Genomic DNA, 26,368 nt, shown 5'->3' with positions numbered 1-26,368 from the left:
GAGCGGACCCCCGCGTGGTTCTGGCACCACGCGGGGGTCCGTTCTGCTCTGCTTGCCGCTGCGGTTACTCGACCGTCACTGACTTCGCCAGGTTCCTCGGCTTGTCGATGTCCCGGCCCAGCGCCTTGGCGGTGTGGTAGGCCAGGAGCTGGAGGGGGATGCCCATGAGGATGGGGTCCAGCTCGTCCTCGTTCTTCGGGACGAGGATCGTGTGGTCGGCCTTGGGCTGGTCCTGGTGGGCGACGGCGAGGATCTGGCCGCTGCGGGCCTTGATCTCCTCCAGGGCCGCGCGGTTCTTCTCCAGCAGGTCGTCGTCGGGGACGATGGCGACCGTCGGCAGGGCCGGCTCGATCAGGGCGAGCGGGCCGTGCTTGAGCTCGGAGGCCGGGTAGGCCTCGGCGTGGATGTAGGAGACCTCCTTGAGCTTCAGGGAGGCCTCGCGCGCCACCGGGTAACCCCGGACGCGGCCGATGAAGAGCATCGAGCGGGCGTCGGCGTACTGCTCGGCCAGCTTCTGGACCTCCTCCTCCTGCTGGAGGATCTCGGAGATCTGGCCGGGCAGCTTGCGCAGGCCCTCGATGATCCGCTTGCCGTCACGGACCGACAGGTCACGCGTGCGGCCCAGGTGCAGGGCGAGCAGCGCGAAGGCGACCGTGGTGTTGGTGAAGCACTTGGTGGAGACGACGCAGACCTCGGGGCCGGCGTGCACGTAGATGCCGCCGTCGGCCTCGCGGGCGATCGCGGAGCCCACCACGTTCACCACGCCGAGGACCCGCGCGCCCTTGCGCTTCAGCTCCTGGACCGCCGCCAGCACGTCGTACGTCTCACCGGACTGGGAGACCGCGATGTAGAGGGTGTCCGGGTCGACGACCGCGTTGCGGTAGCGGAACTCGGACGCGGGCTCGGCGTCGGCGGGGATGCGGGCCAGCTCCTCGATCATCTGGGCGCCGATCATGCCCGCGTGGTACGAGGTGCCGCAGCCGAGGATCTTCACGCGGCGGATCTGGCGCGCCTCGCGGGCGTCCAGGTTCAGGCCGCCGAGGTGCACGGTGGAGAAGCGGTCGTCGATGCGGCCGCGCAGCACGCGGTCCACGGCGTCGGCCTGCTCGAAGATCTCCTTGTGCATGTACGTGTCGTGGCCGCCCATGTCGTAGGAGGCGGCCTCCCACTCGACGGTGGTGGGCTCGGCGGTGGTGCGGGTGCCCTCGGTGGTGTACGTACGGAAGTCGTCGGCCTTGAGGGTGGCCATCTCGCCGTCGTCCAGCGTGACTATCTGCCGGGTGTGGGCGACCAGGGCGGCGATGTCCGAGGCGACGAACATCTCCTTCTCGCCGATGCCGAGAACGACCGGGGAGCCGTTGCGGGCCACCACGATCCGGTCCGGGAAGTCGGCGTGCATGACGGCGATGCCGTACGTGCCCTCGACGACCCGCAGGGTCTCGCGGACCTTGTCCTCGAGCTTCTCGGCCTGGGAGCGGGCGATGAGGTGGGTGAGGACCTCGGTGTCGGTCTCCGAGAGGAACTCGACGCCGTCCGCCTCCAGCTTCCTGCGCAGGTCGGCGGCGTTGTCGATGATGCCGTTGTGAACGACGGCGACCTTGCCCTCGGCGTCCAGGTGCGGGTGGGCGTTCACGTCGGACGGGGCGCCGTGGGTGGCCCAGCGGGTGTGGGCGATACCGGTGGTGCCCTTGAAGCGCGCCGGGACCTTGGCCTCCAGGTCACGGACCCGGCCCTTGGCCTTGACCATCTTCAGGCGGCCGCTCGTCGGCGTATTGACGACGACGCCCGCCGAGTCGTACCCCCGGTACTCCAGCCGCTGCAGCCCCTCGAGGAGCAGCGGGGCGACGTCACGCTTGCCGATGTATCCGACAATTCCGCACATATGTAGGTGTCCCCAGACTTTCGTTCAGCCGTAGACGATGCGCCGCAGTTGCCGGAGCGTGAGCTCGGGCGGGGCCACCGCACGGTATTTCAGGTCCGCCTCGATCCGGTCGAAGATCGTCGCGTTGACCAGGCCCTGGGCCTGGAGCTCGCGGTGGCGGCGACGGACGAATTCCTCGGTCGTCTCGTCGAAGTAGGCGAGCACGTCCTGGATCACCCGCAGTGCCTCGCCCCGGTTCAGGGGCGTGGAGCGCGTCAGGTGATCAACGAGTTCGTCGTGCACCCGCTAGATCTTGGGGCACGAAAGCGGGTTTCGCAAGAATTCTGCCCGATTTCGGGCAGGCGCTTGTAATGGATCTTTGGGAGAACATTGAATCCGTCATGAGGACCTGTTCGTCGGCCGTCCATCCGGCGTCCTGCGGTTCGTCGCCCGAGGGGACGAGTTTCAGACGCCATGGACACTCCTCGCATGGGGGTACCCGAGAAGCTGGCCGAGCGCATGAGCATGGCCGAGCAGCACGAGTACCTGCGCAGCAGATTCTCCCGGCGCACCATGATCCGCGGTGGCGCGGTCACCCTGGGCGCCGTCGCCGGTGGCGCGTTCGTACCGGGCGCCAGCGCCCAGGCCGCCGTCCCGACACAGGCCGCCCCGAGCACCGAGACCGTCGACGGCTCCCTCGTCGCCCCCTTCGGCCGCCATCTCGCCTACGGCAACGACCCGCGCACCGAGATCACCGTCTCCTGGCAGGTCCCGGTCGCGGTGAAGAAGCCCTTCATCCGCATAGGCGCCCACCCCTGGGACCTCTCCCGCAAGATCGAGGCCGAGGTACGTACCCTCTTCACCCCGGCCGGTGTCGGCGCCAGCGGCAACCACACCCAGTACTACCTGCACGCCAAGCTCACCCACCTCAAGCCCGGGAAGACGTACTACTACGGCGTCGGCCACGCGGGCTTCGACCCGGCCGCCCCGCACCTCCTGGGCACCCTCGGCACCTTCACCACCGCCCCGGCCCACAAGGCGCCGTTCACCTTCACCGCCTTCGGCGACGAGGGCGTCAGCTACCACGGGATCGCCAACAACAGCCTCCTCCTCGGCCAGAACCCGGCCTTCCACCTGCACGCCGGCGACATCGCCTACGCCGACCCCTCCGGCTCCGGCCAGACCTCCGACACCGGCTTCGACTCGCGGGTCTGGGACCAGTTCCTCGCCCAGACCGAGTCCGTCGCCAAGTCCGTCCCGTGGATGCCCGCCTACGGCAACCACGACATGGAGGCCTGGTACTCGCCCAACGGCTACGGCGGCGAGGAGGCCCGCTGGACCCTCCCGGACAACGGCCCCGACGCCAAGAACCTCCCGGGCGTCTACTCCTTCGTCTACGGCAACACCGCGGTCATCTCGCTCGACGCCAACGACATCTCCTTCGAGATCCCGGCCAACCTCGGCATCTCGGGCGGCACCCAGACCACGTGGCTGGAAGCCCAGCTGAAGAAGTACCGCGCGTCCAAGGACGTCGACTTCGTCGTGGTCTTCTTCCACCACTGCGCCTACTGCACCTCCACCGCGCACGCCTCGGAGGGGGGTGTGCGTCAGGAGTGGGTGCCGCTGTTCGAGAAGTACACGGTCGACCTGGTGATCAACGGCCACAACCACCAGTACGAGCGCACCGACGTCATCAAGGCGGGCGCGGTCACCAAGAAGCTCCCGATCGGCGGCACCGCCTACCCCGAGACCGACGGCGTGGTGTACGTGACGGCGGGCGCGGCCGGCCGCAGCCTGTACTCCTTCACCGCCCCGCTGTCCTACGAGGGCCACGAGAACGAGGTCGAGTCCGTGGCCTCCTTCATCAACACCAAGAACGGCAAGCAGAACGAGACGGTCACCTGGTCGCGCGTGCGCTACCTCGACTACTCCTTCCTGCGCGTGGACGTGCGCCCGGCGTCCCCCGGCCGTACCGCCACCCTGACGGTGCGGGGCATCGCCGAGAGCGGCGAGCAGGTCGACCACTTCACGGTGGCCCGCAAGGCCAAGTAGGCCGAGCAGGCCAGGTGCGCCCGGAAGGCGGGGCGCACCATCTCCGGGCGGTCCTCAAGCGCACTACATGCGCTTGAGGACCGCCTGCTTGGCCATGGTGAACTCCTCCTCGGTGAGCACACCCGCCCGGTGCAGCTCCCCCAGCTCGCGCAGCCGCCGCAGCAGCGCGTCATGGTCGTCCTCGTCGGGGACGGACGGCTGCCGCAGAACGGACGGGGGCTCCACCTGCCGTGGGTCCGTGGCGCCCGCGTCGGCCGGGTGCGGCAGGCGGGCCTGGACGGCCGCCGCGACCAGGGCCATCAGCGGGTCCTTCTTGAATCCCCACAGCTCCACGGAGTTGGGGTCGTACTTGGGCGGGGCCTCGGTGGACGCGTTGCGCACGGTGAAGCGCAGCCAGCCGTTCTCCAGGCCGGCCGCCGGATGCCACGCCACGGCCTCGATGTCGGCGACGGCGAGCGTGCGGGCGCCGGCGGCGGCCTTGGCGTCCTCCGTCTTCCAGTTCCACTCCAGACGCACATGCTCGCCGTCGAAGCTCGCGGTGCCGTCCCCGGCGGACACCGACAGGGGCACGGAGGGACCCGGCAGCAGATACGCGGTGACCGGATCGGACGGCACCTGGTCGAGCAGCAGGCCGTTGCGCACCTCGTCCACGAAGTACTCGGCGACCCCGTAGCGGTCGGGCTCGACGACCAGCTGATACGGATCGTGCGGCTCGGTGAGCCGGCCGCCGGTCGCCTGCAGCAGCGGATCGGCGCCGTCCCGCGGCCGCAGCCTGAGCCGCCCGTTCTTGCGGCCCTGCTCGAACGAGACTCCCGCCAACGCCCCTAACGGCACGACCAGTTCGCCCAGCGTTCTTCGTAACAGGCTCACGTTCTTGTCCCGGCCTGGAGTCAGCCGCAGCGCGTCGCCGTCGAAGACCCAGGTGCCGTCCTTCTGGATGATTTCCGCCATGGGGAGATTGTTCCACCCGCCCCACGAGAGATCGGGGCTACAGCCCCGCGATGGGGTTCTCCAGGTTCCCGACCAGCTGGAGGGCGCCCGACGGGTCCGCGAGGTCGACCATCTGCTTGTTGTTGCGCAGCTGGAGCCGGTTGAGGCAGGACAGTGCGAACTCGGGGGCGAACATGTCGTACTGGCGGAACCTCTCGGCCAGTTCGGGTGCCGAGGCCTGGTACTCGCGGGTGACCTCGGCGACCGTGCGCCAGAAGTCGTCCTCCTCCAGGATCCCCTCGGTGGCGAGATTCGCGGCGAGGAAGCGGAAGAAGCAGTCGAAGACGTCCGTGAAGATCGACAGCAGCTTCGTGTCCTCCGGGACCTCGACGCGGATCCGCCGCACCTCCGGCGGCAGCACCGCGTCCGGGTCCATGACCGCGATCTCCTCGGCGATGTCCTTGTAGATCGCGCGCCGCACGACCCCGTCCTCCAGCACGAGGATCACGTTCTCACCGTGCGGCATGAAGACCAGGTCGTAGGCGTAGAAGCTGTGCAGCAGCGGGGTGAAGTACGCCCGCAGGTAGTGCCGCAGCCACTCCGTCGGAGTGAGCCCCGACCGCTCGATCAGGGCGCCCGCGAAGGAGGCGCCCTCGTCGTCGACGTGGACCAGGGAGGCCATGGTGGCCAGCGACTCGCCCTCCCGGAGGGAGGGCACCGGGCTCTCCCGCCACAGGGCGGCCAGCATCTTGCGGTACGGCGAGTAGCGGTCCGTCGCCTGCTCGTACTCCAGGTGCCGGTAGCCGACCGCCGCCCGCTCCCGGATGATCGACAGACCCGTCGACTTCAGCACCGGGTCGCCCTCGATCAGCTGCGCCAGCCAGTCGTTGATCGCCGGGGTCGCCTCCATGTACGCGGCCGACAGACCGCGCATGAAGCCCATGTTGAGGACGGACAGGGCCGTCTTCACGTAGTGCTTCTCGGGGTGCGAGGAGTTGAAGAAGGTCCGGATGGACTGCTGCGCCAGGTACTCGTCGTCCCCCTCGCCCAGGCACACCAGGTGCCGGCGGGCGACCTCGGCGGCGAAGGTGACGGTGAGCTTGTTCCACCACTGCCAGGGGTGGACGGGGATGAGGAGGTACTCGGCGGGGTCGAGCCCTTGGTCGGTCAGCCGCTTCTCGAACCGCTCGACCGTCTCAGCGCCCAGCTCGTCCCGTACGAACGACTCGTAGTCGATGCCCACACCCGCCGTGAACGCGGCGCGCGAGCGGTGCGCGGCCAGCCACACCAGCCGGACCGGGCTCGCGGTCTCCGGGGCGTACGACAGGTACTCGTGGATGCCGAAGCCGAGCCGCCCGTTGTTGGCGACGAAGCAGGGGTGGCCCTCGGTCATGCCGGTCTCGATTGCCTGGAAGCCGCTCCTCGCGAGTTCGGCCGAGGTGACCCGCGGCTTGGTCAGCTTGTAGCAGGTGCCGGAGAGGGTGGAGGAGATCTCCTCCAGGTAGACCGGCAGGATGTCGTCGCTCAGCCCCAGTGTCTGCTTCAGCTCGATGAAGAAGTCCAGTGCGGCGAGCGGTAGTTCGGCGCCGTCACGGGTCCGGGTGATCGAGTCCGCGTCCACCTGCCAGTGGTCGAGGGCCCGGCGGGCGGCCGTGAAGCGGTACGCGGTCAGACCGTCGTCACCGCGTACGACGTACCGCTCGCCGTCCTGCTCGGGGGCGATCAGCCGCTCGTGCGCGAACTCGGCGAGCGCCTTGCGTATCAGGAGGCGATTGGCCTTCTCCCAGCGCTCGGGGGAGAGGTGGTCCACGGCGTCGGCGAGGCTCATGCGGTCACCCCCGTCGCGGCCATGAACTGCTCGCGCGTGCAGCAACTCAGCAACGCCTTCTTCTCCGGCTTCTGGATCTCGCGCTCGGGCACGAATCCGACGGCTTCGTTCAGGGCGTGGACGGCCTTGTTGGACACGTCCGGTTCCACGACGACGCGGCGCACCGCCGGGTCCTCGAAGAGATGGGCCATGACGGCGGTGATGACCGCCCGGGTGAACCCGTGCACGGGCGTGTCGGTCGCGGGCGTGAGGAAGTGCATGCCGACATCACCCGGCCGCGGTTCGTACAGCCCGACCAGCTCGCGGTGCGCGGGGTCGTACTTCTCCATCAGGAAGGCGGGGACGCCGGCCTCGTCCAGACCGAGCAGGGCGTGGTGGTGCTCGTCGGCCGCGATCTCCATGTAGGCACGCTCGACGTCCTCCAGTTTCGCGTCCTGCATCATCCAGAAGGCCGCCTTGGGGTGCGTGACCCAGCCGTGCAGCAGCTCGGCGTCCTTCAGGGGGTCGAGCGGGCGGATCGTGAAGGTCATACCGAGAACTCCTGGAAGGCGATGGTCTTCTCGACCGGGTAGTACTCCGTGCCGAGCAGCTCACGGATGATGTACGCGTTCCGGTACGGGCCCATGCCCAGGTCGGGGCTGGTGATGCTGTGGGTGTGGACGCCGGCGTTCTGGAGGAAGATTCCGCGTCCGGTGATGTCGACGGCGTAGTTGCGGGCGACGTCGAAGTTGCCCCGGGAGTCGTAGCGCAGCCGGTCGCGGACGGGCTTCAGGAACTCGGGCTCGGTGTACTGGTAGCCGGTGGCGAGGATCAGGCCCTCGGAGGAGAGCTCGTAGTCCTTCTCCTGCTCCTCCTGGCGCAGCGCGAGGGTGTACGTGCCGTTGTCGTACCTCGCCCCGGTGAGGGAGGAGTTGGTGAGCAGCCGGGTGGGGACGGGGCCGCCGAGGTTCTTCTGGTAGAGCAGGTCGAAGATCTCGTTGATGAGATCGCCGTCGATGCCCTTGAACAGGCCCTTCTGCTCGGCGGTGAGGCGGTAACGGGTCGGCTCCGGCAGCGCGTGGTAGTAGTCGACGTAGTCCGGGGACGTCATCTCCAGCGTGAGCTTGGTGTACTCCAGCGGGAAGAAGCGCGGGGAGCGGGTGACCCAGTTCAGCCGGTAGCCGTGGACGTCGATCTCGCCGAGCAGGTCGTGGTAGATCTCGGCGGCGGACTGCCCGCTGCCGACCAGCGTGATCGACTCCTTGCTCTGGAGTTCCGCTCTGTGCTCCAGATAGCGGGAGTTGTGGATGAAGTCGCCGCCCAGGTCCCGGCAGGCCTCGGGGATGTGGGGCGGGGTGCCGGTGCCGAGGACCAGGTGGCGGGCGCGGTACGTGTCTCCGGCCGCGGTCCGGACGACGTACAGCTCGTCGCCCTCGTCGTACGTCACTTCGGTGACCGTCGTGTCGAAGCGGACGCTGCTCAGCTTGTTCGCGGCCCAGCGGCAGTAGTCGTCGTACTCCACGCGCAGCGGGTAGAAGTTCTCGCGGATGTAGAACGCGTAGAGGCGGCCCTTCTCCTTCAGGTAGTTGAGGAAGGAGTAGGGGGACGTCGGGTCGGCCAGGGTGACCAGGTCCGACATGAACGGGGTCTGGAGGTGGGCGCCGTCGAGGAACATCCCCGCGTGCCACTCGAAGTCGGGCTTGGACTCCAGGAAGACGCCGTTCAGTTCGGCGATGGGCTCGGTCAGGCAGGCCAGTCCGAGGTTGAAGGGTCCGAGCCCGATCCCCACGAAGTCATGGGTGGTGTCCGTGGATTCAGGAAGCGCGGTCAAGGGACTCTCCCAGGTACTGCTCGGCGTGGCCGGCGATCAGGTCGAGGACGGCGGCGATGTCGTCGGCCGTGGTCTCGGGGTTGAGCAGGGTGAACTTCAGGTAGTGGCGGCCGCCGACCTTGGTGCCCGCGACGACCGCGTCACCGGAGGCGAACAGGGCCTTGCGGGCGTAGAGGTTGGCCCGGTCGATCTCGGCCGGGTCGGTGGCGGCGGGCGGGACGTAGCGGAAGACCAGGGTTGACAGCGACGGCTCGACCACCACGTCGAAGCGGGGGTCGGTGGCCAGCAGCTTCCAGCCCTCCACCGCGAGGTCGCAGACCTCGTCGAAGAGCTGCCCGATGCCGTCGGCGCCCATCACACGCAGCGTCATCCACAGTTTGAGGGCGTCGAAGCGGCGGGTGGTCTGGAGGGACTTGTCCACCTGGTTGGGGATACGTTCCTGCGCCATGCGGCGCGGGTTCAGGTACTCGGCGTGGTAGGTGGCGTGGCGCAGCGTGGCCGCGTCTCGCACCAGCACCGCGGACGAACTCACCGGCTGGAAGAAGGACTTGTGGTAGTCGACGGTGACCGAGTCGGCGCGCTCGATGCCCTCGACGCGGTCGCGGTACTTCAGGGAGGCGAGCAGTCCGCAGCCGTAGGCGGCGTCGACGTGCATCCAGGCGCCGTACTGGGCGCACAGCTCGGCGATCTCCGGCAGCGGGTCGATGGAGCCGAAGTCGGTGGTGCCGGCGGTGGCCACGACGGCCATGGGGGTCAGGCCGTCCTTCTCGCAGCGCTCCAGCTCGCGGGCGAGCGCGACGGTCTGCATACGCTTGTCGTGGTCGACGGGGACGGAGACCACGGAGTCAGGGCCGAGGCCGAGCAGTTTCGCGGACTTCTGCACGCTGAAGTGGCTGACCTCGGAGGCGAAGATTCGCAGCTCGGCGAGGCTGTCGGTCTTCGCCTCCTCGCGGGCCAGCAGCAGCGCCTGGAGGTTGGACTGGGTGCCGCCGGAGGTGAACACGCCGTCGGCGGCCGGGCCGAGGCCGATGCGCTCGGTCGTCCAGTCGATCAGTTTCCGCTCGATGAGGGTGCCGCCGGCCGACTGGTCCCAGGTGTCGAGGGAGGAGTTGACGGCGGAGAGGACCGCCTCGCCGAGCACGGCCGGGATGACGACCGGGCAGTTGAGGTGGGCGAGGTAGCGGGGGTGGTGGAAGTAGACCGCGTCGCGGAGGTAGACCTCCTCCAGCTCGTCCAGGACGGCCGCGGTGTCGTGCAGCGGCCGGTCCAGGTCGATCCCGTCGATGCGGGGCGCGAGGGCGTCGACCGTGACGCCGGTGAACGGACGGTCGGTGGCGGCGAGTTTGGCGGCCACCCGCTCTACCCCTTCGGTCACGGAGCGGCGGTACTGCTCCGCGGTCGTGTCATTGAGCAGGTGCGAGCGCATGGTGGGGGTCCTCCGGTGGGGGAGCGGAACTTAGGTTAGCCTAACCTAAGTTGAGCTCGGGTGTCACTCGTGCACCCGCAGCTGTTCCTCCGTCAGGCCCTGCCGCCAGTACCCGACGAACGTGACCCGCCTCCGGTCGACCCCGCGCTCACCGACGAAGTGCCGGCGCAGCGCCTTCACGCAGCCGGACTCACCCGCGATCCAGACGTACGGGTGCTCGGTGTGCGGTAGTTGGGTGTCCCTGAGCGCGGCGAGGGCCATGGGGGCGCCCTCGCCGCGGGTCTCGTCCTCGATCAGCCAGGTGATCTCCGCGTCCGCCTCCGTGGGCAGGTCCTGGATGTCCCCGGCGTCACGCACCTCCAGCCAGGCGCGCACCCGCTGCCCGGCGGGGAGGGATTCGAGGATCGCGGAGATGGCGGGCAACGCGGACGCGTCCCCCCAGAGCACCACGAGGTCGGTGTCCTGCGGCGGCCGGAAGCGGATCGCCCGGTTGTCGGCGACGGCGGGCCCGAGCAGCAGCACCGGGTCCCCGGCGCTCGCGTGCGCGGCCCACCCCGAGGCGGGCCCCGCCGGAGTGTGCAGCACGAAGTCGATGTCGATCTCGTCCGGGTCGCGACGCAGCGCCCGCAGGGTGTACGACCGCATCACGGCCCGTACGTCGTCCGGCAGTTCACGCCACCCCTGCCACCACCCGTCCCCGAGCTCCAGCGGCACCCGCGGCTCCCGCTGCCCCGGATGGGGCAGGAAGAGGGAGAGCGACTGGTCACGCCCGTCGGAGAGGAAGTACCGCAGGTCTTCCCCGGTGAAGGTCACCCGGACGAGGGACGGCCCGAGCCGCCTCGTCCGTACGACCTGAAGGGAGAAGAAACGGAACGGGGCGGCCACGGCCGTAGTCATGGGGGGCTCCTGAACGTGGGGGAACTGCGGTTGACCCGAACTGCTCAGCTGACCTTCTTCGCCTTCTCCAGGGCCTCCGCGAGCCCCGTGAGAAGCGGCACACACTTGTCGTAGGAAAGAATCGGCTCGGGATTGCGCGCGATGACCTGCCCCGCCTTCACCGCAGGCAGCTTCTTCCATGTCGCCTCGGTGATGTCAGCGGGCTGGATCGCCGAGGTCCGGTTGTCCATCATGATGATGTCCGCGCCGTACTTGTCGACGTTCTCCCAGCTCAGCGACTCGAACCAGCCGCCGCCCTGCTTCTTCGCGGACTCCGGCGGCTCCACGAAGTTCACGCCGAGCGCCTTGAAGTACTCCAGGTCGACGGAGAGGTTCGTGCCGGAGACGTAGAACAGCTCCTGGCTCGCCGACCCGGCGAGGACCTTGATGTCGGGCTTGGCCTTGGCCGCGGCCCGCAGCCGTGCGGCCGCGTCCTCGAACCGCTTCTTCGCGTCGGTCACCTTGGCGGACGTCACGTCCGCCCCGAGGGCCTTGGCGAGCGCCTGCATGCGCTGCAGCGACTCGGTCAACTGGCGGTCGTAGACCGAGATGCCGATGCTCGGAGCGCCGACGGCCTCGATCTTCTTCTTCGACTCCTCGGGGACGTACCAGAGCGTGCCCGCGTCGTCGAACATCGTGGAGACGAGCAGGTCGGGTGCGAGACCCGCGTACTTCTCGACGTTGAACTCGCCCCAGACGTTGCCGAGGACCTCCACCTTGCTGATGTCCATGTCGCCGGCCTGGACGTCGGGCTTGCCGTCCTTCGTCTTCGTGGGGCCGAAGACGCCCTTGACCTGGATGCCGTAGTCGTACAGCGCGGCGGCGGCGCCCGTGAACGCGACGATGCTCGACGGGGTCCTGTCGGCCTTCACGGTCTGGCCGCGGTCGTCCTTGAAGGTGAAGGGGCCGGACTTCGCGGCCGCCCCGCCCTTGCCCGCGTCACCGCTCTTCTTGTCTTCGTCACCACAGGCTGCGAGCACGGCACCGAGGCCGACGGCACCGCCCGCGGCGAGGATGCCGCGACGAGTGGGGTGGGTGGCACGGGCGTTGAACATGGGTATGACTGCTTTCGAACGGGGCGGAGCGCCCGCCGGACAAGTTCGAAGGTAGGTTAGCCTAACCTCACAACGTGTCCAGAGGGCGGGGCCCCCTCCGTTCGAGACTCGGAACGCCCAGCGGGGCTCAGCTGGTCAGGCCCAGCTCCCTCGCGATCAGCATCCGCTGCACCTCGCTCGTGCCCTCGCCGATCTCCAGGATCTTGGAGTCGCGCCACATACGGGCCACCGGGTACTCGTTCATGAAGCCGTAGCCACCGTGGATCTGCGTGGCGTCACGGGCGTTGTCCACGGCGACCGTGGACGAGTGCAGCTTCGCCACCGCCGCCTCCTTCTTGAAGGGCTCGCCGGCCACCAGCCGGGCCGCCGCGTCACGCCAGGCCAGGCGCGCGGTGTGGGCCTTCATCTCCATGTCGGCGATCTTGAACTGGATCGCCTGGTTGGCGCCGATGGGCCGCCCGAAAGCGTGGCGTTCCTTCGCGTACTTCACCGACTCGTCGACACAGCCCTGCGCCAGGCCGGTGCCGAGCGCCGCGATGGCGATACGGCCCTCGTCCAGGATGCGCAGGAACTGGGCATAGCCGCGGCCCTCCTCGCCCAGCAGGTTGGCCGCCGGGACGCGCACGTCGTCGAAGGACAGCTCCCGGGTGTCCGAGGCGTTCCAGCCGACCTTCGAGTAAGGCGGCGCCACCGTGAAGCCGGGCGTGCCCGAGGGGACGATGATCGCCGAGATCAGCGGCCTGCCGTCCGGCTTGCGTCCGGTGACGGCCGTGACCGTCACCAACCCGGTGATGTCCGTGCCCGAGTTGGTGATGAAGCACTTCGTGCCGTTGATCACCCACTCGTTCGTCTCCGCGTCCAGCCGGGCCGTCGTCCGGGTGGCTCCGGCGTCGCTGCCTCCGTCCGGCTCGGTCAGCCCGAAGGCACCGAGCATCTCCCCGGCGCACAGCCGCGGCAGCCATTCCCGCTTCTGCTCCTCGGTGCCGAAGAGATGGATCGGCATGGCGCCCAGCGAGACACCCGCCTCCAGCGTGATCGCCACCGAGGAGTCGACGCGGGCCAGCTCCTCCAGGGCCAGGCCGAGGGCCAGGTAGTCGCCGCCCATGCCGCCGTACTCCTCGGGGAACGGCAGCCCGAACAGGCCCATGCGGCCCATCTCGCGGACGATCTCGTAGGGGAACTCGTGCCGCTCGTAGAAGTCGCCGATCTTGGGCGCCACCACGTCGTGCGCGAACTCCTCTACCGTGCGGCGGAGTTCTTCCAGTTCGGGGGAGAGTCGGTAGTCCATGTCGGTCAGTGCTCCTCGGTGGCCTGGGCGTCCTCGTGGGACAGGGCTCGGACGGTGCGGGACGGGCTGGGTCGGCCCAGTCGGTCGGCCATCCACACGCTGGTGGCGACGAGACGGCCGAGGTCGACGCCGGTGTCGATGCCGAGACCCTGAAGCATCCACACGAGGTCTTCGGTGGCGAGGTTGCCGGTGGCGGACTTGGCGTACGGGCAGCCGCCGAGTCCACCGGCGGAGGCGTCGACGGTGGTGACGCCGTACCGGAGGGCGGTCAGGGTGTTGGCGAGTGCCTGGCCGTAGGTGTCGTGGAAGTGCACGCCCAGCGCGCCGACCGGGATGCCCCGTTCGCCGAGGGCGGTGAGCAGCGCGCCCACGTGGCCCGGGGTCGCGACGCCGATCGTGTCGCCTAGGCTCAGCTCGTCGCAGCCCATGTCGGTCAGCGCCGCGCAGACCCGCACGACCTGGTCGACGGGGACCGGACCCTCCCACGGGTCCCCGAAGCACATCGAGAGGTAGCCGCGGACGTGGACGTCCTCGGCCTTGGCCCGGGCGACCACCGGCTCGAACATCGCGAGCGCCTCGTCCACCGTGCGGTTGAGGTTGGCCTTGGCGAAGGACTCGGTGGCACTGGCGAAGACGGCCACCCGCCGCGCCCCGAGCGCCAGGGCCCGGTCCAGGCCCCGCTCGTTCGGCACCAGGACCGGCAGCGCGACGGGCAGCCCGCTGACGACGGGGAACAACTGTTCGGCGTCGGCCAGTTGGGGCACCCAGTCCGGGTGGACGAAGCTGGTGGCCTCGATCGTCGTCAGGCCCGCGTCGGCCAGGCGGCGGATGAACTCCGCCTTGACCTGCGTCGGGAGCGTCGACTTCTCGTTCTGCAGGCCGTCACGCGGGCCGACCTCGTGAATCCGGACACGGGCGGGCAGGCCCTGGGCCGGCACCACCATGGGGAGCGTCATTTCTCCTCCTCCGCGGTCTCCACGGGCGCCTCCACCGGGGCGATGACCGCCAGGACCTGGTCCATGGCGACGGTCGTGCCCGGCGTCACGTCCAGCTCGGCGACCGTGCCGGCGTGCGGGGCGGAGATGACGTGCTCCATCTTCATCGCCTCCACCACCAGCAGGCTCTGACCGGCGCTCACCTCGTCCCCGACAGCCACCTTCACCACCGTCACCGTCCCCGGCATGGGCGCGGTCAGCGAGTCGGCGCCGGCGTGCGCGGCCCGGTTCAGGGACGCGGCCACGGGGTCGTGGTCGCGCACGTGCCAGGCGTCGCCGTCGCGGCCCAGCCAGTCGGCGGCGCGGTGGAAGGTGTGCCGGACCCCGTCGAGGGTGACGGAGACCCGGTCGTCGGTGACGGTGTGGGTGCCGCGCGGCCCGTACTCCACCGGCTCCTGCACCCGCAGGTGGAAGCCGACCGGCCGTGGCTCCCCGCCGAGCCGCCAGCCGTTCGGCACCGAGAAGGGATCGGTCCAGCCCTCCTCCTCGGGCCGCAGCGCCTGAAGCCGTACGGCCGCGGCCGCCTCGTACACCTCGTCCGGTACGTCGGTGGAGACCAGCCCGTCCACCTCGCGCTCCACCAGACCGGTGTCCAGCTCCCCGGCGACGACCGCCGGATGGGCCAACAGCCTGCGCAGGAACCCCGCGTTGGTCTGCACCCCCAGCGTGACCGTCTCCGCGAGGGCCGCCCGCAGCTTCCTGAGCGCACTCGCACGGTCGGGGCCGTACGCGATCACCTTGGACAGCATCGGGTCGTACAGGCTGCCGACCTCGGTGCCCTCGCTGAGCCCGGAGTCGGTGCGGACGCCGTCACCCTGGGGCTCGCGGAGCCTGAGCACCGTGCCGCCCGACGGGAGGAATCCGCGTGCGGGGTCTTCCGCACAGATCCGGGCCTCGATCGCGTGCCCGGTGAGCGCGATGTCGTCCTGGGCGAAGGCCAGGGGCTCGCCCGCCGCCACCCGCAGCTGCCACTCCACCAGATCGAGTCCCGTGACCAGCTCGGTTACCGGGTGCTCGACCTGGAGGCGGGTGTTCATCTCCATGAAGTAGTACGAGGACGGGTCGCCGCCGGGGACGATGAACTCCACCGTGCCCGCGCCCCGGTAGCCGCAGGAGCGAGCCGCCTGGACGGCCGCCTCGCCCATCGCGGCACGGGTCCGCTCGTCGAGGAGGACCGACGGCGCCTCCTCGATGACCTTCTGGTGCCGCCGCTGGAGGGAGCACTCGCGCTCGCCCAGGTGCACCACGTTGCCGTGGCCGTCGGCCAGGACCTGGATCTCGATGTGCCGGGGCCGGTCGACCCACCGCTCCACGAGGAGGGTGTCGTCGCCGAAGGAGGCGCGGGCCTCACGGCGGGCGGCGGCGATCTCGTCCTCCAGGGCGGTCAGGTCACGCACCAGGCGCATGCCCTTGCCGCCGCCGCCCGCCGAGGGCTTGAGCAGCACCGGCGCCCCGAGCTCACGGGCCGCCTCGGCGAGCTCGGGGTCACGGCCGCCGGGCACGACCGGCACCCCGGCCGCCCGTACCGTCTCCTTGGCGCGGATCTTGTCGCCCATCAACGCGATGGCGTCCGCCGGCGGCCCGATGAACACCAGCCCCGCCTCGGCGCACGCACGCGCGAAGCCGGCGTTCTCGGCGAGGAAGCCGTACCCGGGGTGCACCGCCTGGGCGCCCGTGCGCGCGGCCGCCTCCAGGAGCCGCTCGACGGAGAGATAGCTCTCGGCCGCGGGCGCCGGACCGATCCGTACCGCGGTGTCGGCCTCGCGGACGTGCCGGGCGTCCGCGTCGGCGTCGGAGAAGACGGCCACCGAGCGCACGCCCATCGACCGCAGCGTCCGGATGACGCGGACGGCGATCTCGCCCCGGTTGGCCACAAGCACTGTGTCGAACATCGTCGTCAGGTCCCTCACATCCGGAAGACGCCGAACTGGGGCTCACCCAGCGGGGCGTTGGCGCACGCGGTCAGGGCGAGACCCAGCACCTGCCGGGTCTCCAGCGGGTCGATCACGCCGTCGTCCCAGAGGCGGGCGGTCGCGTAGTAGGCGTTGCCCTGGCGCTCGTACTGCGCCCGGACCGGCGCCTTGAACGCCTCCTCGTCCTCCAGGGGCCAGTCCTCCCCGCGCGCCTCCAGCTGGTCCCGCTTGACCGTCGCGAGGACGGAGGCGGCCTGCTCGCCGCCCATGACGGAGATCTTGGCGTTGGGCCACATCCACAGGAAGCGGGGCGAGTACGCCCGACCGCACATCGAGTAGTTGCCCGCGCCGTACGACCCGCCGACGACGACGGTCAGCTTCGGGACCCTCGTGCACGCCACGGCCGTCACCATCTTGGCGCCGTGCTTGGCGATGCCGCCGGCCTCGTAGTCCTTGCCCACCATGAAGCCGGAGATGTTCTGCAGGAACACCAGCGGGATCCCGCGCTGGTCGCACAGCTCGATGAAGTGGGCGCCCTTCTGGGCGGACTCCGAGAACAGGATGCCGTTGTTGGCGACGATCCCGACCGGGTGGCCGTGGACGCGGGCGAAGCCGGTGACGAGGGTCTGCCCGAACTCGGACTTGAACTCGGCGAACCGGGAGCCGTCGACGACACGCGCGATGATCTCGCGCACGTCGTAGGGGGTGCGGGAGTCGACCGGCACCGCGCCGTACAGCCCGTAGGGATCCACCTTCGGCTCGACGGCCGCGGTGACCTCCCAGGGCAGCTCTCCGCGCGCGGGGAGGGTGGCGACGATGTCCCGCACGATCCGCAGCGCGTGCGCGTCGTCCTCCGCGAGGTGGTCCGTCACGCCCGACACGCGCGCGTGGACCTCGCCGCCGCCGAGCTCCTCGGCGGTGACGACCTCGCCGGTGGCGGCCTTCACCAGGGGCGGGCCGCCCAGGAAGATCGTGCCCTGATTGCGGACGATCACGGCCTCGTCGCTCATCGCGGGGACGTACGCCCCGCCGGCCGTGCAGGAGCCGAGCACGGCCGCGATCTGCGGGATGCCGGCGCCGGACATGCGGGCCTGGTTGTAGAAGATCCGCCCGAAGTGCTCGCGGTCGGGGAAGACCTCGTCCTGCATCGGCAGGAAGGCCCCGCCGGAGTCGACGAGGTACACGCACGGCAGCCGGTTCTCCAGGGCCACCTCCTGCGCGCGCAGGTGCTTCTTCACCGTCATCGGGTAGTACGTGCCGCCCTTGACGGTGGCGTCGTTGGCGACGATCACGCACGCGCGGCCGCTGACCCGCCCGATCCCGGCGATGACCCCGGCGGCCGGGGCCTGCCCGTCGTACATCCCGTCGGCGGCCAGGGGTGCCAGCTCCAGGAACGGCGACCCGGGATCGAGCAGTGTGTCCACGCGGTCGCGCGGGAGCAGCTTGCCGCGCGCGGTGTGGCGGGCGCGGGCCTTCTCGCCGCCGCCGAGGCGGGCCGCGGCCAGCTTGCCGCGCAGCTCCCCGACCAGCGCGCGGTGCGCCTCCTCGTTGGCCCGCCAGACCTCCGACGCGGGGTCTGCCGCGCTCTGAAGCTCCGGTGCCTGGTGCATCCTGCGGCCCCTCACCTTGTTAATGAGCGTTAACGCATTTCCATCAGGTTAACGACCGCTAACCTCCCTGTCTAGAATTGCCTTCATGAGCACCCGGACCGACGCCCCGACCCGCCGTGAGCAGATCCTCAAGGAGGCTGCCCGCCTCTTCGCCGAGCGCGGCTTCCACGGCGTCGGGGTCGACGAGATAGGAGCCGCAGTCGGCATCAGCGGCCCCGGCCTGTACCGGCACTTCCCCGGCAAGGACGCGATGCTCGCCGAGCTGCTGGTGGGCATCTCCGGCCAGCTGCTGACCGGCGCGAAGCAGCGGCTGAAGGAGGCCGACGGGGTGGCCCCGGGGGTGGTCCTCGACTCGCTGATCGAGGGGCACATCGACTTCGCGCTCGACGACCGTCCCCTCATCACCCTGCACGACCGCGAGCTGGACCGCCTCCGGGACAGCGACCGCAAGCTCGTCCGGCAACTCCAGCGGCAGTACGTCGAGCTATGGGTGGGAATCGTCCGCGAGGTCTACCCCGACCTGGGCGAACCGGCCGCCCGCTCGGCGGTCCACTCCGTCTTCGGACTCCTGAACTCCACCCCCCACCTCGGCCGCGCCGGCTCCCTCCCGGGCCGCGGCGCCACGGCCGAGCTGCTGCACCGTATGGCGCGGGGCGCGCTGGCGGCGGCGGGGGCGTGACGAGCGTTACCCGATCCACCCTGGACGCTCTTCCTACCCGCCGGTACGGTTGATGTGAGCAAGCGCTTAGCCGACGGGACCGCAACCATCAATTGAGCAACCCCCACGGCGAGCAACCAGGTACGCGAGAGCGGCGCCGGTTTAGGCGCAAAGAAGGGTGGCGGTCGTGCGCCGTACGGTGTTCAACGAGGATCACGAGGCGTTCCGGGAGACCCTCCGGGCCTTCATCGAGGCCGAGGTCGTCCCCGTCTACGACGAGTGGTTCGCCGCCGGCCAGGCGCCGCGCGACTTCTACTACAAGCTCGCCGACCTCGGCGTCTTCGGGATCCGCGTCGACGAGGAGTACGGCGGCGCCGGCATCGACTCCTACAAGTTCGAGGCCATCCTCTACGAGGAGACCGCCCGCGCGGGCGTCTCCTTCGGCGGCTCCGGCGTCCACGTCCTGCTCGGCCTGCCCTACATCAAGCTGCTCGCCACCGACGAGCAGAAGAAGCGGTACCTGCCCAAGTTCGTCTCCGGCGAGGAGATGTGGGCGATAGCCATGACCGAGCCGGGCACCGGCTCCGACCTCGCGGGCATGAAGAGCACCGCCAAGCTCTCCGAGGACGGCACGCACTACGTCCTCAACGGCGCCAAGACCTTCATCACCGGCGGCGTGCACGCCGACCGCATGATCGTCTGCGCCCGCACCGCCGCGCCCACCGCCGAGGACCGCCGTCACGGCATCTCCCTCTTCGTCGTCGACACCAAGGCCGAGGGCTACTCCGTCGGCCGCAAGCTCGACAAGCTCGGCCTGAAGACCTCCGACACCGCCGAGCTGGCGTTCGTCGACGTCAAGGTCCCCGTCGAGGACCTCCTCGGCGAGGAGAACAAGGGCTTCTACTACCTCGGCCACAACCTGGCCTCCGAGCGCTGGGGCATCGCCTACGGCGCCTACGCCCAGGCCAAGGCCGCCGTCCGGTTCGCCAAGCAGTACGTGCAGGAGCGCGTCGTCTTCGGCAAGCCCGTCGCCGCCTTCCAGAACACCAAGTTCGAGCTGGCCGCCTGCCAGGCCGAGGTGGACGCCGCCGAGGCCGTCGCCGACCGCGCCACGGAGGCCCTCGACGCCGGCGAGCTGACCCCCGCCGAGGCCGCCAGCGCCAAGCTGTTCTGCACCGAGGTCGCCCACCGCGTCATCGACCGCTGCCTCCAGCTGCACGGCGGCTACGGCTTCATGAACGAGTACCCGATCGCCCGCCTGTACGCGGACAACCGCGTCAACCGCATCTACGGCGGCACCAGCGAGATCATGAAGTCGATCATCGCCAAGGACATGGGCCTGTAAGGCCCGCGAAATCGCTGGCCGGTACAACCAGACGCCATGAGCCAGGCACTCCAGGATCTCCTCGATCTGCTCGACCTCGAACAGATCGAGGAGAACATCTTCCGCGGCCAGTCCCGGTCCGCCGTCGTCCCCCGCGTCTTCGGCGGACAGGTGGCGGCCCAGGCGCTGGTCGCCGCCGGGCGGACGGTCCCCCCGGACCGGCACGCCCACTCCCTCCACGCGTACTTCCTGCGCATGGGCGACCCCGGCGCGCCCATCGTCTACAACGTCGAACGCATCCGCGACGGCCGCTCCTTCACCACCCGCCGGGCGGTCGCCGTCCAGCACGGCAGACCGATCTTCACCCTGTCGGCGTCCTTCCAGACGTACGAGGAGGGCCTCGACCACCAGGCCCCCATGCCGCCGTCCCCGGACCCGGTCACGCTGCCCACGTCCGAGGAACGGCTGCGCGGCTACGACCACCTCGACCCGGCGGTCGTCGAGCGGTTCCTGGAGGCCCGCGAGGCCATCGACGTGCGCTACGTCGACGAGCCGCCCTACGGGGAGTTCGGCGAGCCGCGCGAACCGCACTCCCAGGTGTGGTTCCGCACCAACGGCAAGCTGGCTGACGACCCCCTGCTGCACGTCGTCCTCGCCACCTACGTCTCCGACATGACCCTGCTCGACTCGGTCCTGCTCGCGCACGGGCGCGGCGGCTGGGCCGTCGGTGACGTCGTCGGGGCGTCCCTGGACCACGCGATGTGGTTCCACCGGCCGTTCCGCGCCGACGAGTGGCTGCTGTACGACCAGGAGTCCCCGTCGGCACACGGCGGCCGGGGACTCGGCCAGGCCCGTATCTACACGCAGGACGGCAAGCTCGCCATCTCCGTCATCCAGGAGGGCGTGGTCCGCGTCCCGCGCTGATCACTCCCCGGTGAGCCCGGCCTCCGCAAGCAGGTACGCCGTCATCGGGTCGTAGTAGCGCGGGCTGAGCACATGGTCGTCGAGGGGGACCGTCACCTGCACGGTCCCCTCCGCCTCGGCGAGGAACAGCGCCGGGTCGTTGGAGTCGGCGTAGCCGACGGAGTCCACGCCGTGCTGTCCCGCGTACCCCGCCCAGCCGTGGTCGGCGACGACCAGGTCGGGCAGGGGACGGCCCGCGCGCTCCAGGCCGGTCAGGATGGCCTTCATCGGCTCGCCGGAGTGGGTGTGCCACAGGCTGGCGCCGTGCTCCAGCACCGCCACGTCCGCGAACTGCATGACGTACCCCTCGTCCGTCTGCAGCCCGTCCGGGATCACCACGATCTCGCAGCCGGCGGTGCGCAGGGCGGCGGCCGTGGCGTGGTGCACGTGGAGCAGGCCGCCCGGGTGGCCGGTCGCGAAGAGGACCCGCTGCCGCCCGTCGGCCGCCTTGCGCAGCCGGCCCGCCAGCCGCTCCAGGGCCGCCACGGTCAGCTCCGGGTCGATGGTGTCCTGGCCGTACCGGTACTCGTGGTCGTCGTTGACACCCACCCGCTCCGCCATCACCGCGAGCACGTCCTGCTCGTCGCTCCAGCGGTCGCCGAGCTCCAGGCCGAGCCAGTAGCCCCGGTCACCGTTCGCCAGCTTGCGGTAGTGGGAGAGGTTGTTCTCACGCGGCGTGGCGACAGCGCCCGCGATACGGGTCCTCACGAGGTGGTCGACGAGCTCGGCGCGGCTGGGTGTCCCGGATATCGGCATGCCCCCATTGTGAGGCAGCGGTCCGGGCGCACACCCGGCGTCCCGCGCGCTGGGACGTGCGTCACTCCATGATCTACAGCCGCCCCAGCGCGAACCACAGTTCCATCCGGACGTCCGGGTCGTCCAGGTCGGCGCCGAGGAGCGCCGCGCACCGCGCGATGCGCTGCCGCACGGTGTTGCGGTGCACCGACAGCGCCACCGCGGTACGGTCCCAGCTGCCGTGCAGCGACAGCCAGGTGCGCAGTGTCCCGGCGAGGGCGGGGCCCGCTCCGGTGATCGGCGCGAGGAGAGCGCGGGCGTGCGTCTCGGCCTCGTCCGGCGGCACCAGATCCGCGAGCGCGGGGCGCCCGCCGTGCCGGACCAGCGGGGTACGGGTGGCCCGGGCGCGCGCCAGGGCCCGGGCGGCCTGGGCGTCGGCGGCGGGCCAGTCACCGGGGCCGGCGGGGGCGCTCACGCCCAGCGTCCAGCCGGCCGGTGCCGCCACCTCCCGCCCCTCCGCCACGAGGAGGCGCACGCCGTCCGCCGTCAGGTCGACCAGCGCCGTGCCCAGAGCGGCGCCCAGCGCGGACGCGGCGACCGCGTCCAGCCGGCGGCCATGGGGAGCGGCGTGCACGACCATCCACCGCCCGCCGCCCAGCATCGGGGCCACCTCCTCCGGCGTACCGCCCAGCAACAGCCGCACCAACGCCGACGACCGCGCCGCCCCGGAGCCGCTCTGCTGCTCCCCGGTCAGGAGCGAGAGCAGGACGGCGGCGACCGACGCGATCGTATGGTCCCCCGACTCGCGCCCGGCCGCCGCGACACCGAGCACGAAGCCCTGCCCGGCGCCGAGGACGTAGGCGGCGAGCCGGGTACCGGCGACGGTGTCGGTGGCGGAGGAGGGGGTGGGGGCCGGGCTGCCGATCTGTGTGGGTTGCCGGAGCACTGACGTCAGCTCTCGCAGCGCCCCGCTCACCGTCTCCTCCGGTGTGCGTCCCGCCGTGGCGATCTCCGTGCCCTCGGGGTCGTAGAGCACCGCCCAGCCCCCGATCCGCCGGGCGAGTTGGCCGAGGACGGAGGGGACCGGGTCGGGGTGGGAGGCCGCGGCGGCCAGGCTCTGCTGGGCCTCGGTGACGCGGCGCAGCTCGGCGTGGCGGGCCTGGGCCATCAGCTGCCAGACCGCGCGGGCCACGCCGGAGAAGGTCGTGCGGGGCGGGACCTGAAGGAGCGGCAGCCCGTGCGTGTCGCAGGCCGTCACCAGGGCACCCGGCACGCTGTCGTGCACCGGGGCGAGCCCGAAGCCGAGGGCCGCGCCGCCCGCCTCGACGATCCGGGAGACATAGCCGTCGAAGTCGAAGCCGATGTCCATGGAGGACTCCGGACCCGCCGCCTCAGGGATGTACGCCCCGGCGGTCAGCAGCAGCTCGCCGCCCAGGAGGTAGGGGGAGGGGTCCGCCATCTCGGAGGAGTGCGCCCCGTGGATCGCGACGTCCCCGCCCGCCGGTCCGGCGATCCGGCGCAGGCCCAAGTCCCCGCGGGTCAGCAGCGCGGTGAGCGGCACGGGCGGGGTGGGCGGAACGGTGGGGTCCGGCACGATGGACGTTTCCTCCATCCTCAGGGCATCACCTGGATGAAACGTACACTTCGCAGCCGCGTGCCGGCCACCTAGGGTCGGGTTCCGTCGGCGCCCCCCGAGAACGCGAAAGAAGGCACACGACCATGAGCAGCAACGAGACGCCCCGCGGTCCGGTCGACTCCTCACGCGTCCCGCGGTACGCCGGACCCGCGACCTTCGCCCGGCTGCCCCGCCTCGACGAGGTCGGCCGCGCCGATGTCGCCGTGGTGGGCGTGCCGTTCGACTCGGGTGTCTCCTACCGGCCCGGCGCCCGCTTCGGCGGCAACGCGATCCGAGAGGCGTCCCGGCTGCTCAGGCCGTACAACCCGGCGCAGGACGCCTCCCCGTTCGCCCTCGCGCAGGTCGCGGACGGCGGCGACATCGCGGTGAACCCGTTCAACATCAACGAGGCCGTGGAGACGGTCGAGGCGGCCGCCGACGACCTGCTCGGCACCGGCGCCCGCCTGATGACCCTCGGCGGCGACCACACCATCGCGCTGCCGCTGCTGCGGTCCGTCGCGAAGAAGCACGGTCCGGTCGCCCTGCTCCACTTCGACGCCCACCTCGACACCTGGGACACCTACTTCGGCGCCGAGTACACCCACGGCACCCCGTTCCGCCGCGCGGTCGAGGAGGGCATCCTCGACACCGAGGCGCTCTCCCACGTCGGCACCCGCGGCCCGCTCTACGGCAAGCAGGACCTCACCGACGACGAGAAGATGGGCTTCGGCATCGTCACCTCCGCCGACATCTACCGCCGGGGCGCCGACGAGGTCGCCGACCAGCTGCGTCAGCGCATCGGTGACCGCCCGCTGTACATCTCCATCGACATCGACTGCCTCGACCCGGCGCACGCGCCCGGCACGGGCACCCCGGAGGCGGGCGGCATGACCTCCCGCGAGCTCCTGGAGATCCTGCGCGGTCTGGCGTCCTGCAACCTGGTCTCGGCCGACGTCGTCGAGGTGGCGCCCGCGTACGATCACGCGGAGATCACGTCGGTGGCCGCGTCCCACACGGCCTACGAACTGACCACCATCATGTCCCGCCAGATTGCCGAGGCCCGCGCGAAGTGACTCACGACCACGACCTGGTGCTCCGTCCCACGCCGGCCCAGACGGAGGCCGCGCTGAACCCTCCGCCCGGCCGCACCGGCGGAGACCTGGTCGTGGAGACCCTGGCCGGGCTCGGCGCGACGACCGTCTTCGGCCTGCCCGGCCAGCACGCCCTCGGCCTGTTCGACGCCCTGCGCCGCTCCGACCTGCGGTACATCGGCCTGCGGATGGAGAACAACGCGGGGTTCGCGGCGGACGCGTACGGCCGGATCACGGGTGAGGCGGCGCCGCTGCTGCTGTCGACGGGGCCGGGCGCGCTGACGTCGCTCGCCGCGCTCCAGGAGGCGGCCGCGGCCTCCGCTCCCGTCCTTGCGATCAGCAGCCAGATCCCGACCGCGGGACTGGGCGGCGGCCGCCACGGCTACCTGCATGAACTCCCCGACCAGGCGGCCTCGTTCCGGGGTGTGGTGAAGTCGGTCCACACGGTCCGTACGCAGTCCCAGATCCCGTCCGCGATCGAGGCGGCCTGGAAGTCGGCGCTGTCGGCCCCGCACGGTCCGGTGTGGGTGGAGATTCCGCAGGACGTCCTGCTCGCCGAGACGATCGTCCCGGTCGTGACCGGCGGCGACGCCTTCCCCGACGAGCTGCCGCCGCGCCCCGAACTGACCGCCGTGGCAGCCGACCTGCTGTCCCGCGCGTCCCGCCCGGCGATCATCGCGGGCGGGGGAGTGGTACGGGCGGACGCGTCGAAGAAGCTGAGGCAGCTCGCCGAACTGCTCCAGGCGCCGGTCGTCACCACGCCCGGCGGCAAGGGCGCGTTCCCCTGGACGCACCCCCTCTCGCTCCAGTCCTGGCTGGAGGACCGCCACACCACCGACTTCCTGGAGGACGCCGACGTCCTGCTGGTGGTCGGCTCGGGCCTCGGTGAACTCTCCTCGAACTACCACACGTTCACGCCACGCGGCCGAGTCGTCCAGATCGAGGCCGACCTCGGCAAGCTGGAGTCCAACCACCCCGCGCTCGGCATCCACGCGGACGCCCGCCTCGCGTTGCAGGCCCTGCTGGAGACGGCCTCCGAGCGGCGGGACCCGACGGCACCCGAGCGCGTACGGGAACTCCTCGCCAAGGTCGCCGACCGCATCGCCGCCCAGGAACTCACCCTGGAACAGCGGGTGCTGGCGTCGGTGCGCAGGGCGCTCCCGGCCAACTCCCCGTCCTTCTGGGACATGACGATCCTCGCCTACTGGGCGTGGTCGGCATTCGACCCGAAGGGCCCCAACCGCATGCACTCCGCCCAGGGAGCGGGCGGCCTCGGCTACGGCTTCCCCGCGGCCCTGGGCGCGGCCGTCGCCGACCCGACCCGCCCGGTGCTCGCGGTGTCCGGCGACGGAGGCGCCCTGTACTCGATCGCCGAGCTCGCGACCGCGAAGCAGTACGAGCTGAACGTCACCTGGCTGATCGTGGACGACGGCGGTTACGGCATCCTGCGCGAGTACATGACCGACGCCTTCGGCCAGACCGCGGGGACCGAGCTGACCCGCCCCGACTTCGTGGCGCTGGCCGAGTCGTTCGGCGTGCCCGGCGTCCGGACGTCCCCGGAGACCCTGGAGGCGGACCTGGCGACGGCGCTGGCCGCCCCCGGCCCCTCGGTGGTCGTCCTCCCGGCCGTCCTGCGGATGTTCGCGCCGACGCACCTGGGCTGAACCGGCGACGGGGGTTGCGGGGCCCCGCCGCGGTGGCCGAAAGCCAGTTGTCCTGGGCGGTGACGGGGGAGAATTCCGGGAGGAGGCGGCGCGAGTGACGGATCGGCCGGGTAGCCCTCGCGAGGCAGGACTGCCGGAAAGGCTGTCGGACATCCTGACGGAGGACGCCCGGTGGGTGGCCTCCGAAGCGGACATTCGGCATGTCAGGGATGTATGGAATGAGCTGGGAATTCACTGCTCGCCGACGGCACTGCGTTTCGTCGAGGAATTCAACGGGACTGGCTTCGGTTACCCGCGCCATCCGCTCGATCCGGGGACGCACAGCTGCGAACTGAACGCCGAGCGTGCGAGTCGCATCGTCAACGGCGAGAAGCTGAGGGGATACGAGCAGCGAACGGGAGAGAAGCTGACGCCCGTGGGCACCGCGGCTTCCGGTCCTCTCGTGCTCCTCGTCGCCGAGGGGGGCCGGACGTACGGCGCCTACGATGCGTTTCTCGCCCTCTATGGCGGGAGCCCGGAGGAAGCATTGGTGCATCTGGTCGACAGAGTTCGTCCTGAGCGGCTGGACTGACGGCGACCATGACTTCTCTCCTCCTGACCTGCCGGACAGCGGC

The 26,368-nt window shown here is 70.6% G+C and carries 22 protein-coding genes; 7 read left to right on the top strand and 15 right to left on the bottom strand.

The features are described from left to right. Nucleotides 1-64: 64 nt before the first annotated feature. Together glmS and IG99_RS21605 are read right to left on the bottom strand one after the other, a co-directional pair. On the bottom strand, nt 65-1,882 hold the full coding sequence (glmS, locus tag IG99_RS21610; RefSeq protein ID WP_037676421.1) for a glutamine--fructose-6-phosphate transaminase (isomerizing): 1,818 nt from the start codon (nt 1,880-1,882) through the stop codon (nt 65-67). Between the two features lie 24 nt (nt 1,883-1,906). Then, complete coding sequence (locus IG99_RS21605; RefSeq protein ID WP_037676419.1) at nt 1,907-2,164, bottom strand: hypothetical protein; 258 nt, start codon at nt 2,162-2,164, stop codon at nt 1,907-1,909. A 186-nt stretch (nt 2,165-2,350) separates the two neighbouring features. On the opposite strand from IG99_RS21605, the gene IG99_RS21600 reads away from it, so the two are divergent. Then, nucleotides 2,351-3,913 carry a purple acid phosphatase family protein gene (locus IG99_RS21600; protein ID WP_037676418.1) on the top strand — a complete coding sequence of 521 codons (1,563 nt, stop codon included), beginning with the start codon at nt 2,351-2,353 and terminating at the stop codon, nt 3,911-3,913. Nucleotides 3,914-3,976: 63 nt separating this feature from the next. Here the strand turns inward: IG99_RS21600 and IG99_RS21595 are convergent, their stop codons facing one another. From IG99_RS21595 to IG99_RS21545, 11 genes are all read right to left on the bottom strand, one after another. Then, entirely contained in the window at nt 3,977-4,864 is an 888-nt protein-coding gene (locus IG99_RS21595; RefSeq protein WP_037676417.1) for a DUF4429 domain-containing protein, read from the bottom strand. 37 nt (nt 4,865-4,901) lie between these two features. Continuing rightward, nucleotides 4,902-6,671, bottom strand: coding sequence for an IucA/IucC family protein (locus IG99_RS21590; RefSeq protein WP_037676415.1), 1,770 nt, complete (start codon nt 6,669-6,671; stop codon nt 4,902-4,904). Then, nucleotides 6,668-7,201: a GNAT family N-acetyltransferase gene (locus IG99_RS21585; protein WP_037676413.1), complete on the bottom strand. Its 534-nt coding sequence runs from the start codon at nt 7,199-7,201 to the stop codon at nt 6,668-6,670. The genes IG99_RS21590 and IG99_RS21585 overlap by 4 nt, the downstream gene beginning before the upstream one ends. Then, nucleotides 7,198-8,481: a lysine N(6)-hydroxylase/L-ornithine N(5)-oxygenase family protein gene (locus tag IG99_RS21580; RefSeq protein WP_037676411.1), complete on the bottom strand. Its 1,284-nt coding sequence runs from the start codon at nt 8,479-8,481 to the stop codon at nt 7,198-7,200. The genes IG99_RS21585 and IG99_RS21580 overlap by 4 nt, the downstream gene beginning before the upstream one ends. Then, nucleotides 8,465-9,907: a lysine decarboxylase DesA gene (desA, locus tag IG99_RS21575; protein WP_037676410.1), complete on the bottom strand. Its 1,443-nt coding sequence runs from the start codon at nt 9,905-9,907 to the stop codon at nt 8,465-8,467. Before desA ends, IG99_RS21580 begins: the two co-directional genes overlap by 17 nt. Before the next feature lie 63 nt (nt 9,908-9,970). Continuing rightward, complete coding sequence (locus tag IG99_RS21570; protein ID WP_037676408.1) at nt 9,971-10,804, bottom strand: siderophore-interacting protein; 834 nt, start codon at nt 10,802-10,804, stop codon at nt 9,971-9,973. A 44-nt stretch (nt 10,805-10,848) separates the two neighbouring features. Then, on the bottom strand, nt 10,849-11,898 hold the full coding sequence (locus IG99_RS21565) for an ABC transporter substrate-binding protein (RefSeq protein ID WP_037676406.1): 1,050 nt from the start codon (nt 11,896-11,898) through the stop codon (nt 10,849-10,851). Nucleotides 11,899-12,025: 127 nt separating this feature from the next. Then, entirely contained in the window at nt 12,026-13,186 is a 1,161-nt protein-coding gene (locus tag IG99_RS21560; protein ID WP_037676405.1) for an acyl-CoA dehydrogenase family protein, read from the bottom strand. 5 nt (nt 13,187-13,191) lie between these two features. Continuing rightward, the gene (locus IG99_RS21555; protein WP_037676404.1) at nt 13,192-14,142 is read right to left on the bottom strand and encodes a hydroxymethylglutaryl-CoA lyase; all 951 of its coding nucleotides are present in this window, start codon (nt 14,140-14,142) and stop codon (nt 13,192-13,194) included. Then, entirely contained in the window at nt 14,139-16,073 is a 1,935-nt protein-coding gene (locus tag IG99_RS21550; protein ID WP_037676553.1) for an acetyl/propionyl/methylcrotonyl-CoA carboxylase subunit alpha, read from the bottom strand. The genes IG99_RS21555 and IG99_RS21550 overlap by 4 nt, the downstream gene beginning before the upstream one ends. Before the next feature lie 14 nt (nt 16,074-16,087). Then, nucleotides 16,088-17,704: a carboxyl transferase domain-containing protein gene (locus IG99_RS21545; RefSeq protein ID WP_037676403.1), complete on the bottom strand. Its 1,617-nt coding sequence runs from the start codon at nt 17,702-17,704 to the stop codon at nt 16,088-16,090. 85 nt (nt 17,705-17,789) lie between these two features. Here IG99_RS21545 and IG99_RS21540 point away from each other — a divergent pair, with 85 nt between their 5' ends. The 3 genes from IG99_RS21540 (at nt 17,790) to IG99_RS21530 (ending at nt 20,610) form a co-directional block, all read left to right on the top strand. After that, on the top strand, nt 17,790-18,383 hold the full coding sequence (locus IG99_RS21540; protein WP_037676401.1) for an SACE_7040 family transcriptional regulator: 594 nt from the start codon (nt 17,790-17,792) through the stop codon (nt 18,381-18,383). Between the two features lie 166 nt (nt 18,384-18,549). Next, the gene (locus tag IG99_RS21535; RefSeq protein WP_037676552.1) at nt 18,550-19,707 is read left to right on the top strand and encodes an acyl-CoA dehydrogenase family protein; all 1,158 of its coding nucleotides are present in this window, start codon (nt 18,550-18,552) and stop codon (nt 19,705-19,707) included. A gap of 36 nt (nt 19,708-19,743) precedes the next feature. Continuing rightward, nucleotides 19,744-20,610 (top strand): acyl-CoA thioesterase, encoded by an 867-nt coding sequence (locus IG99_RS21530; protein WP_037676400.1) that lies wholly within the window; start codon nt 19,744-19,746, stop codon nt 20,608-20,610. On the opposite strand, the gene IG99_RS21525 is transcribed toward IG99_RS21530, so the two are convergent. Both IG99_RS21525 and IG99_RS21520 read right to left on the bottom strand, forming a co-directional pair. Further along, the gene (locus tag IG99_RS21525; protein ID WP_037676398.1) at nt 20,611-21,405 is read right to left on the bottom strand and encodes a phosphatase; all 795 of its coding nucleotides are present in this window, start codon (nt 21,403-21,405) and stop codon (nt 20,611-20,613) included. 73 nt (nt 21,406-21,478) lie between these two features. Continuing rightward, nucleotides 21,479-22,996, bottom strand: coding sequence for a PucR family transcriptional regulator (locus IG99_RS21520; RefSeq protein WP_037676397.1), 1,518 nt, complete (start codon nt 22,994-22,996; stop codon nt 21,479-21,481). 107 nt (nt 22,997-23,103) lie between these two features. On the opposite strand from IG99_RS21520, the gene speB reads away from it, so the two are divergent. The 3 genes from speB (at nt 23,104) to IG99_RS21505 (ending at nt 26,325) form a co-directional block, all read left to right on the top strand. After that, nucleotides 23,104-24,072 (top strand): agmatinase, encoded by a 969-nt coding sequence (speB, locus tag IG99_RS21515; protein WP_037676393.1) that lies wholly within the window; start codon nt 23,104-23,106, stop codon nt 24,070-24,072. Then, entirely contained in the window at nt 24,069-25,754 is a 1,686-nt protein-coding gene (locus tag IG99_RS21510; protein ID WP_037676392.1) for a thiamine pyrophosphate-binding protein, read from the top strand. The genes speB and IG99_RS21510 overlap by 4 nt, the downstream gene beginning before the upstream one ends. Nucleotides 25,755-25,848: 94 nt before the next feature. Continuing rightward, a complete protein-coding gene (locus IG99_RS21505; protein ID WP_037676391.1) occupies nt 25,849-26,325 on the top strand; it encodes an SUKH-3 domain-containing protein in 477 nt (158 codons plus the stop codon). The last annotated feature ends 43 nt before the right edge of the window (nt 26,326-26,368 follow it).

The sequence above is a fragment of the Streptomyces griseus subsp. griseus genome (assembly GCF_000720255.1).
Classification (GTDB): domain Bacteria; phylum Actinomycetota; class Actinomycetes; order Streptomycetales; family Streptomycetaceae; genus Streptomyces; species Streptomyces griseus_I.
The sequence above is the reverse complement of the archived record's forward strand: the minus strand, read 5'-3'. Positions and strand labels throughout refer to the sequence as shown.

Excerpts from the sequence above, each read along its gene's own strand:
- IG99_RS21560 (WP_037676405.1), bottom strand. The coding sequence starts at position 13,186 with ATGGACTACCGACTCTCCCCCGAACTGGAAGAACTCCGCCGCACGGTA.
- IG99_RS21540 (WP_037676401.1), top strand. The coding sequence starts at position 17,790 with ATGAGCACCCGGACCGACGCCCCGACCCGCCGTGAGCAGATCCTCAAG.
- IG99_RS21555 (WP_037676404.1), bottom strand. The coding sequence starts at position 14,142 with ATGACGCTCCCCATGGTGGTGCCGGCCCAGGGCCTGCCCGCCCGTGTC.
- IG99_RS21530 (WP_037676400.1), top strand. The coding sequence starts at position 19,744 with ATGAGCCAGGCACTCCAGGATCTCCTCGATCTGCTCGACCTCGAACAG.
- IG99_RS21525 (WP_037676398.1), bottom strand. The coding sequence starts at position 21,405 with ATGCCGATATCCGGGACACCCAGCCGCGCCGAGCTCGTCGACCACCTC.
- IG99_RS21585 (WP_037676413.1), bottom strand. The coding sequence starts at position 7,201 with ATGACCTTCACGATCCGCCCGCTCGACCCCCTGAAGGACGCCGAGCTG.
- IG99_RS21550 (WP_037676553.1), bottom strand. The coding sequence starts at position 16,073 with ATGTTCGACACAGTGCTTGTGGCCAACCGGGGCGAGATCGCCGTCCGC.
- IG99_RS21565 (WP_037676406.1), bottom strand. The coding sequence starts at position 11,898 with ATGTTCAACGCCCGTGCCACCCACCCCACTCGTCGCGGCATCCTCGCC.
- IG99_RS21600 (WP_037676418.1), top strand. The coding sequence starts at position 2,351 with ATGGGGGTACCCGAGAAGCTGGCCGAGCGCATGAGCATGGCCGAGCAG.
- glmS (WP_037676421.1), bottom strand. The coding sequence starts at position 1,882 with ATGTGCGGAATTGTCGGATACATCGGCAAGCGTGACGTCGCCCCGCTG.
- IG99_RS21545 (WP_037676403.1), bottom strand. The coding sequence starts at position 17,704 with ATGCACCAGGCACCGGAGCTTCAGAGCGCGGCAGACCCCGCGTCGGAG.
- IG99_RS21520 (WP_037676397.1), bottom strand. The coding sequence starts at position 22,996 with ATGGAGGAAACGTCCATCGTGCCGGACCCCACCGTTCCGCCCACCCCG.
- IG99_RS21590 (WP_037676415.1), bottom strand. The coding sequence starts at position 6,671 with ATGAGCCTCGCCGACGCCGTGGACCACCTCTCCCCCGAGCGCTGGGAG.
- IG99_RS21570 (WP_037676408.1), bottom strand. The coding sequence starts at position 10,804 with ATGACTACGGCCGTGGCCGCCCCGTTCCGTTTCTTCTCCCTTCAGGTC.
- speB (WP_037676393.1), top strand. The coding sequence starts at position 23,104 with ATGAGCAGCAACGAGACGCCCCGCGGTCCGGTCGACTCCTCACGCGTC.
- desA (WP_037676410.1), bottom strand. The coding sequence starts at position 9,907 with ATGCGCTCGCACCTGCTCAATGACACGACCGCGGAGCAGTACCGCCGC.
- IG99_RS21595 (WP_037676417.1), bottom strand. The coding sequence starts at position 4,864 with ATGGCGGAAATCATCCAGAAGGACGGCACCTGGGTCTTCGACGGCGAC.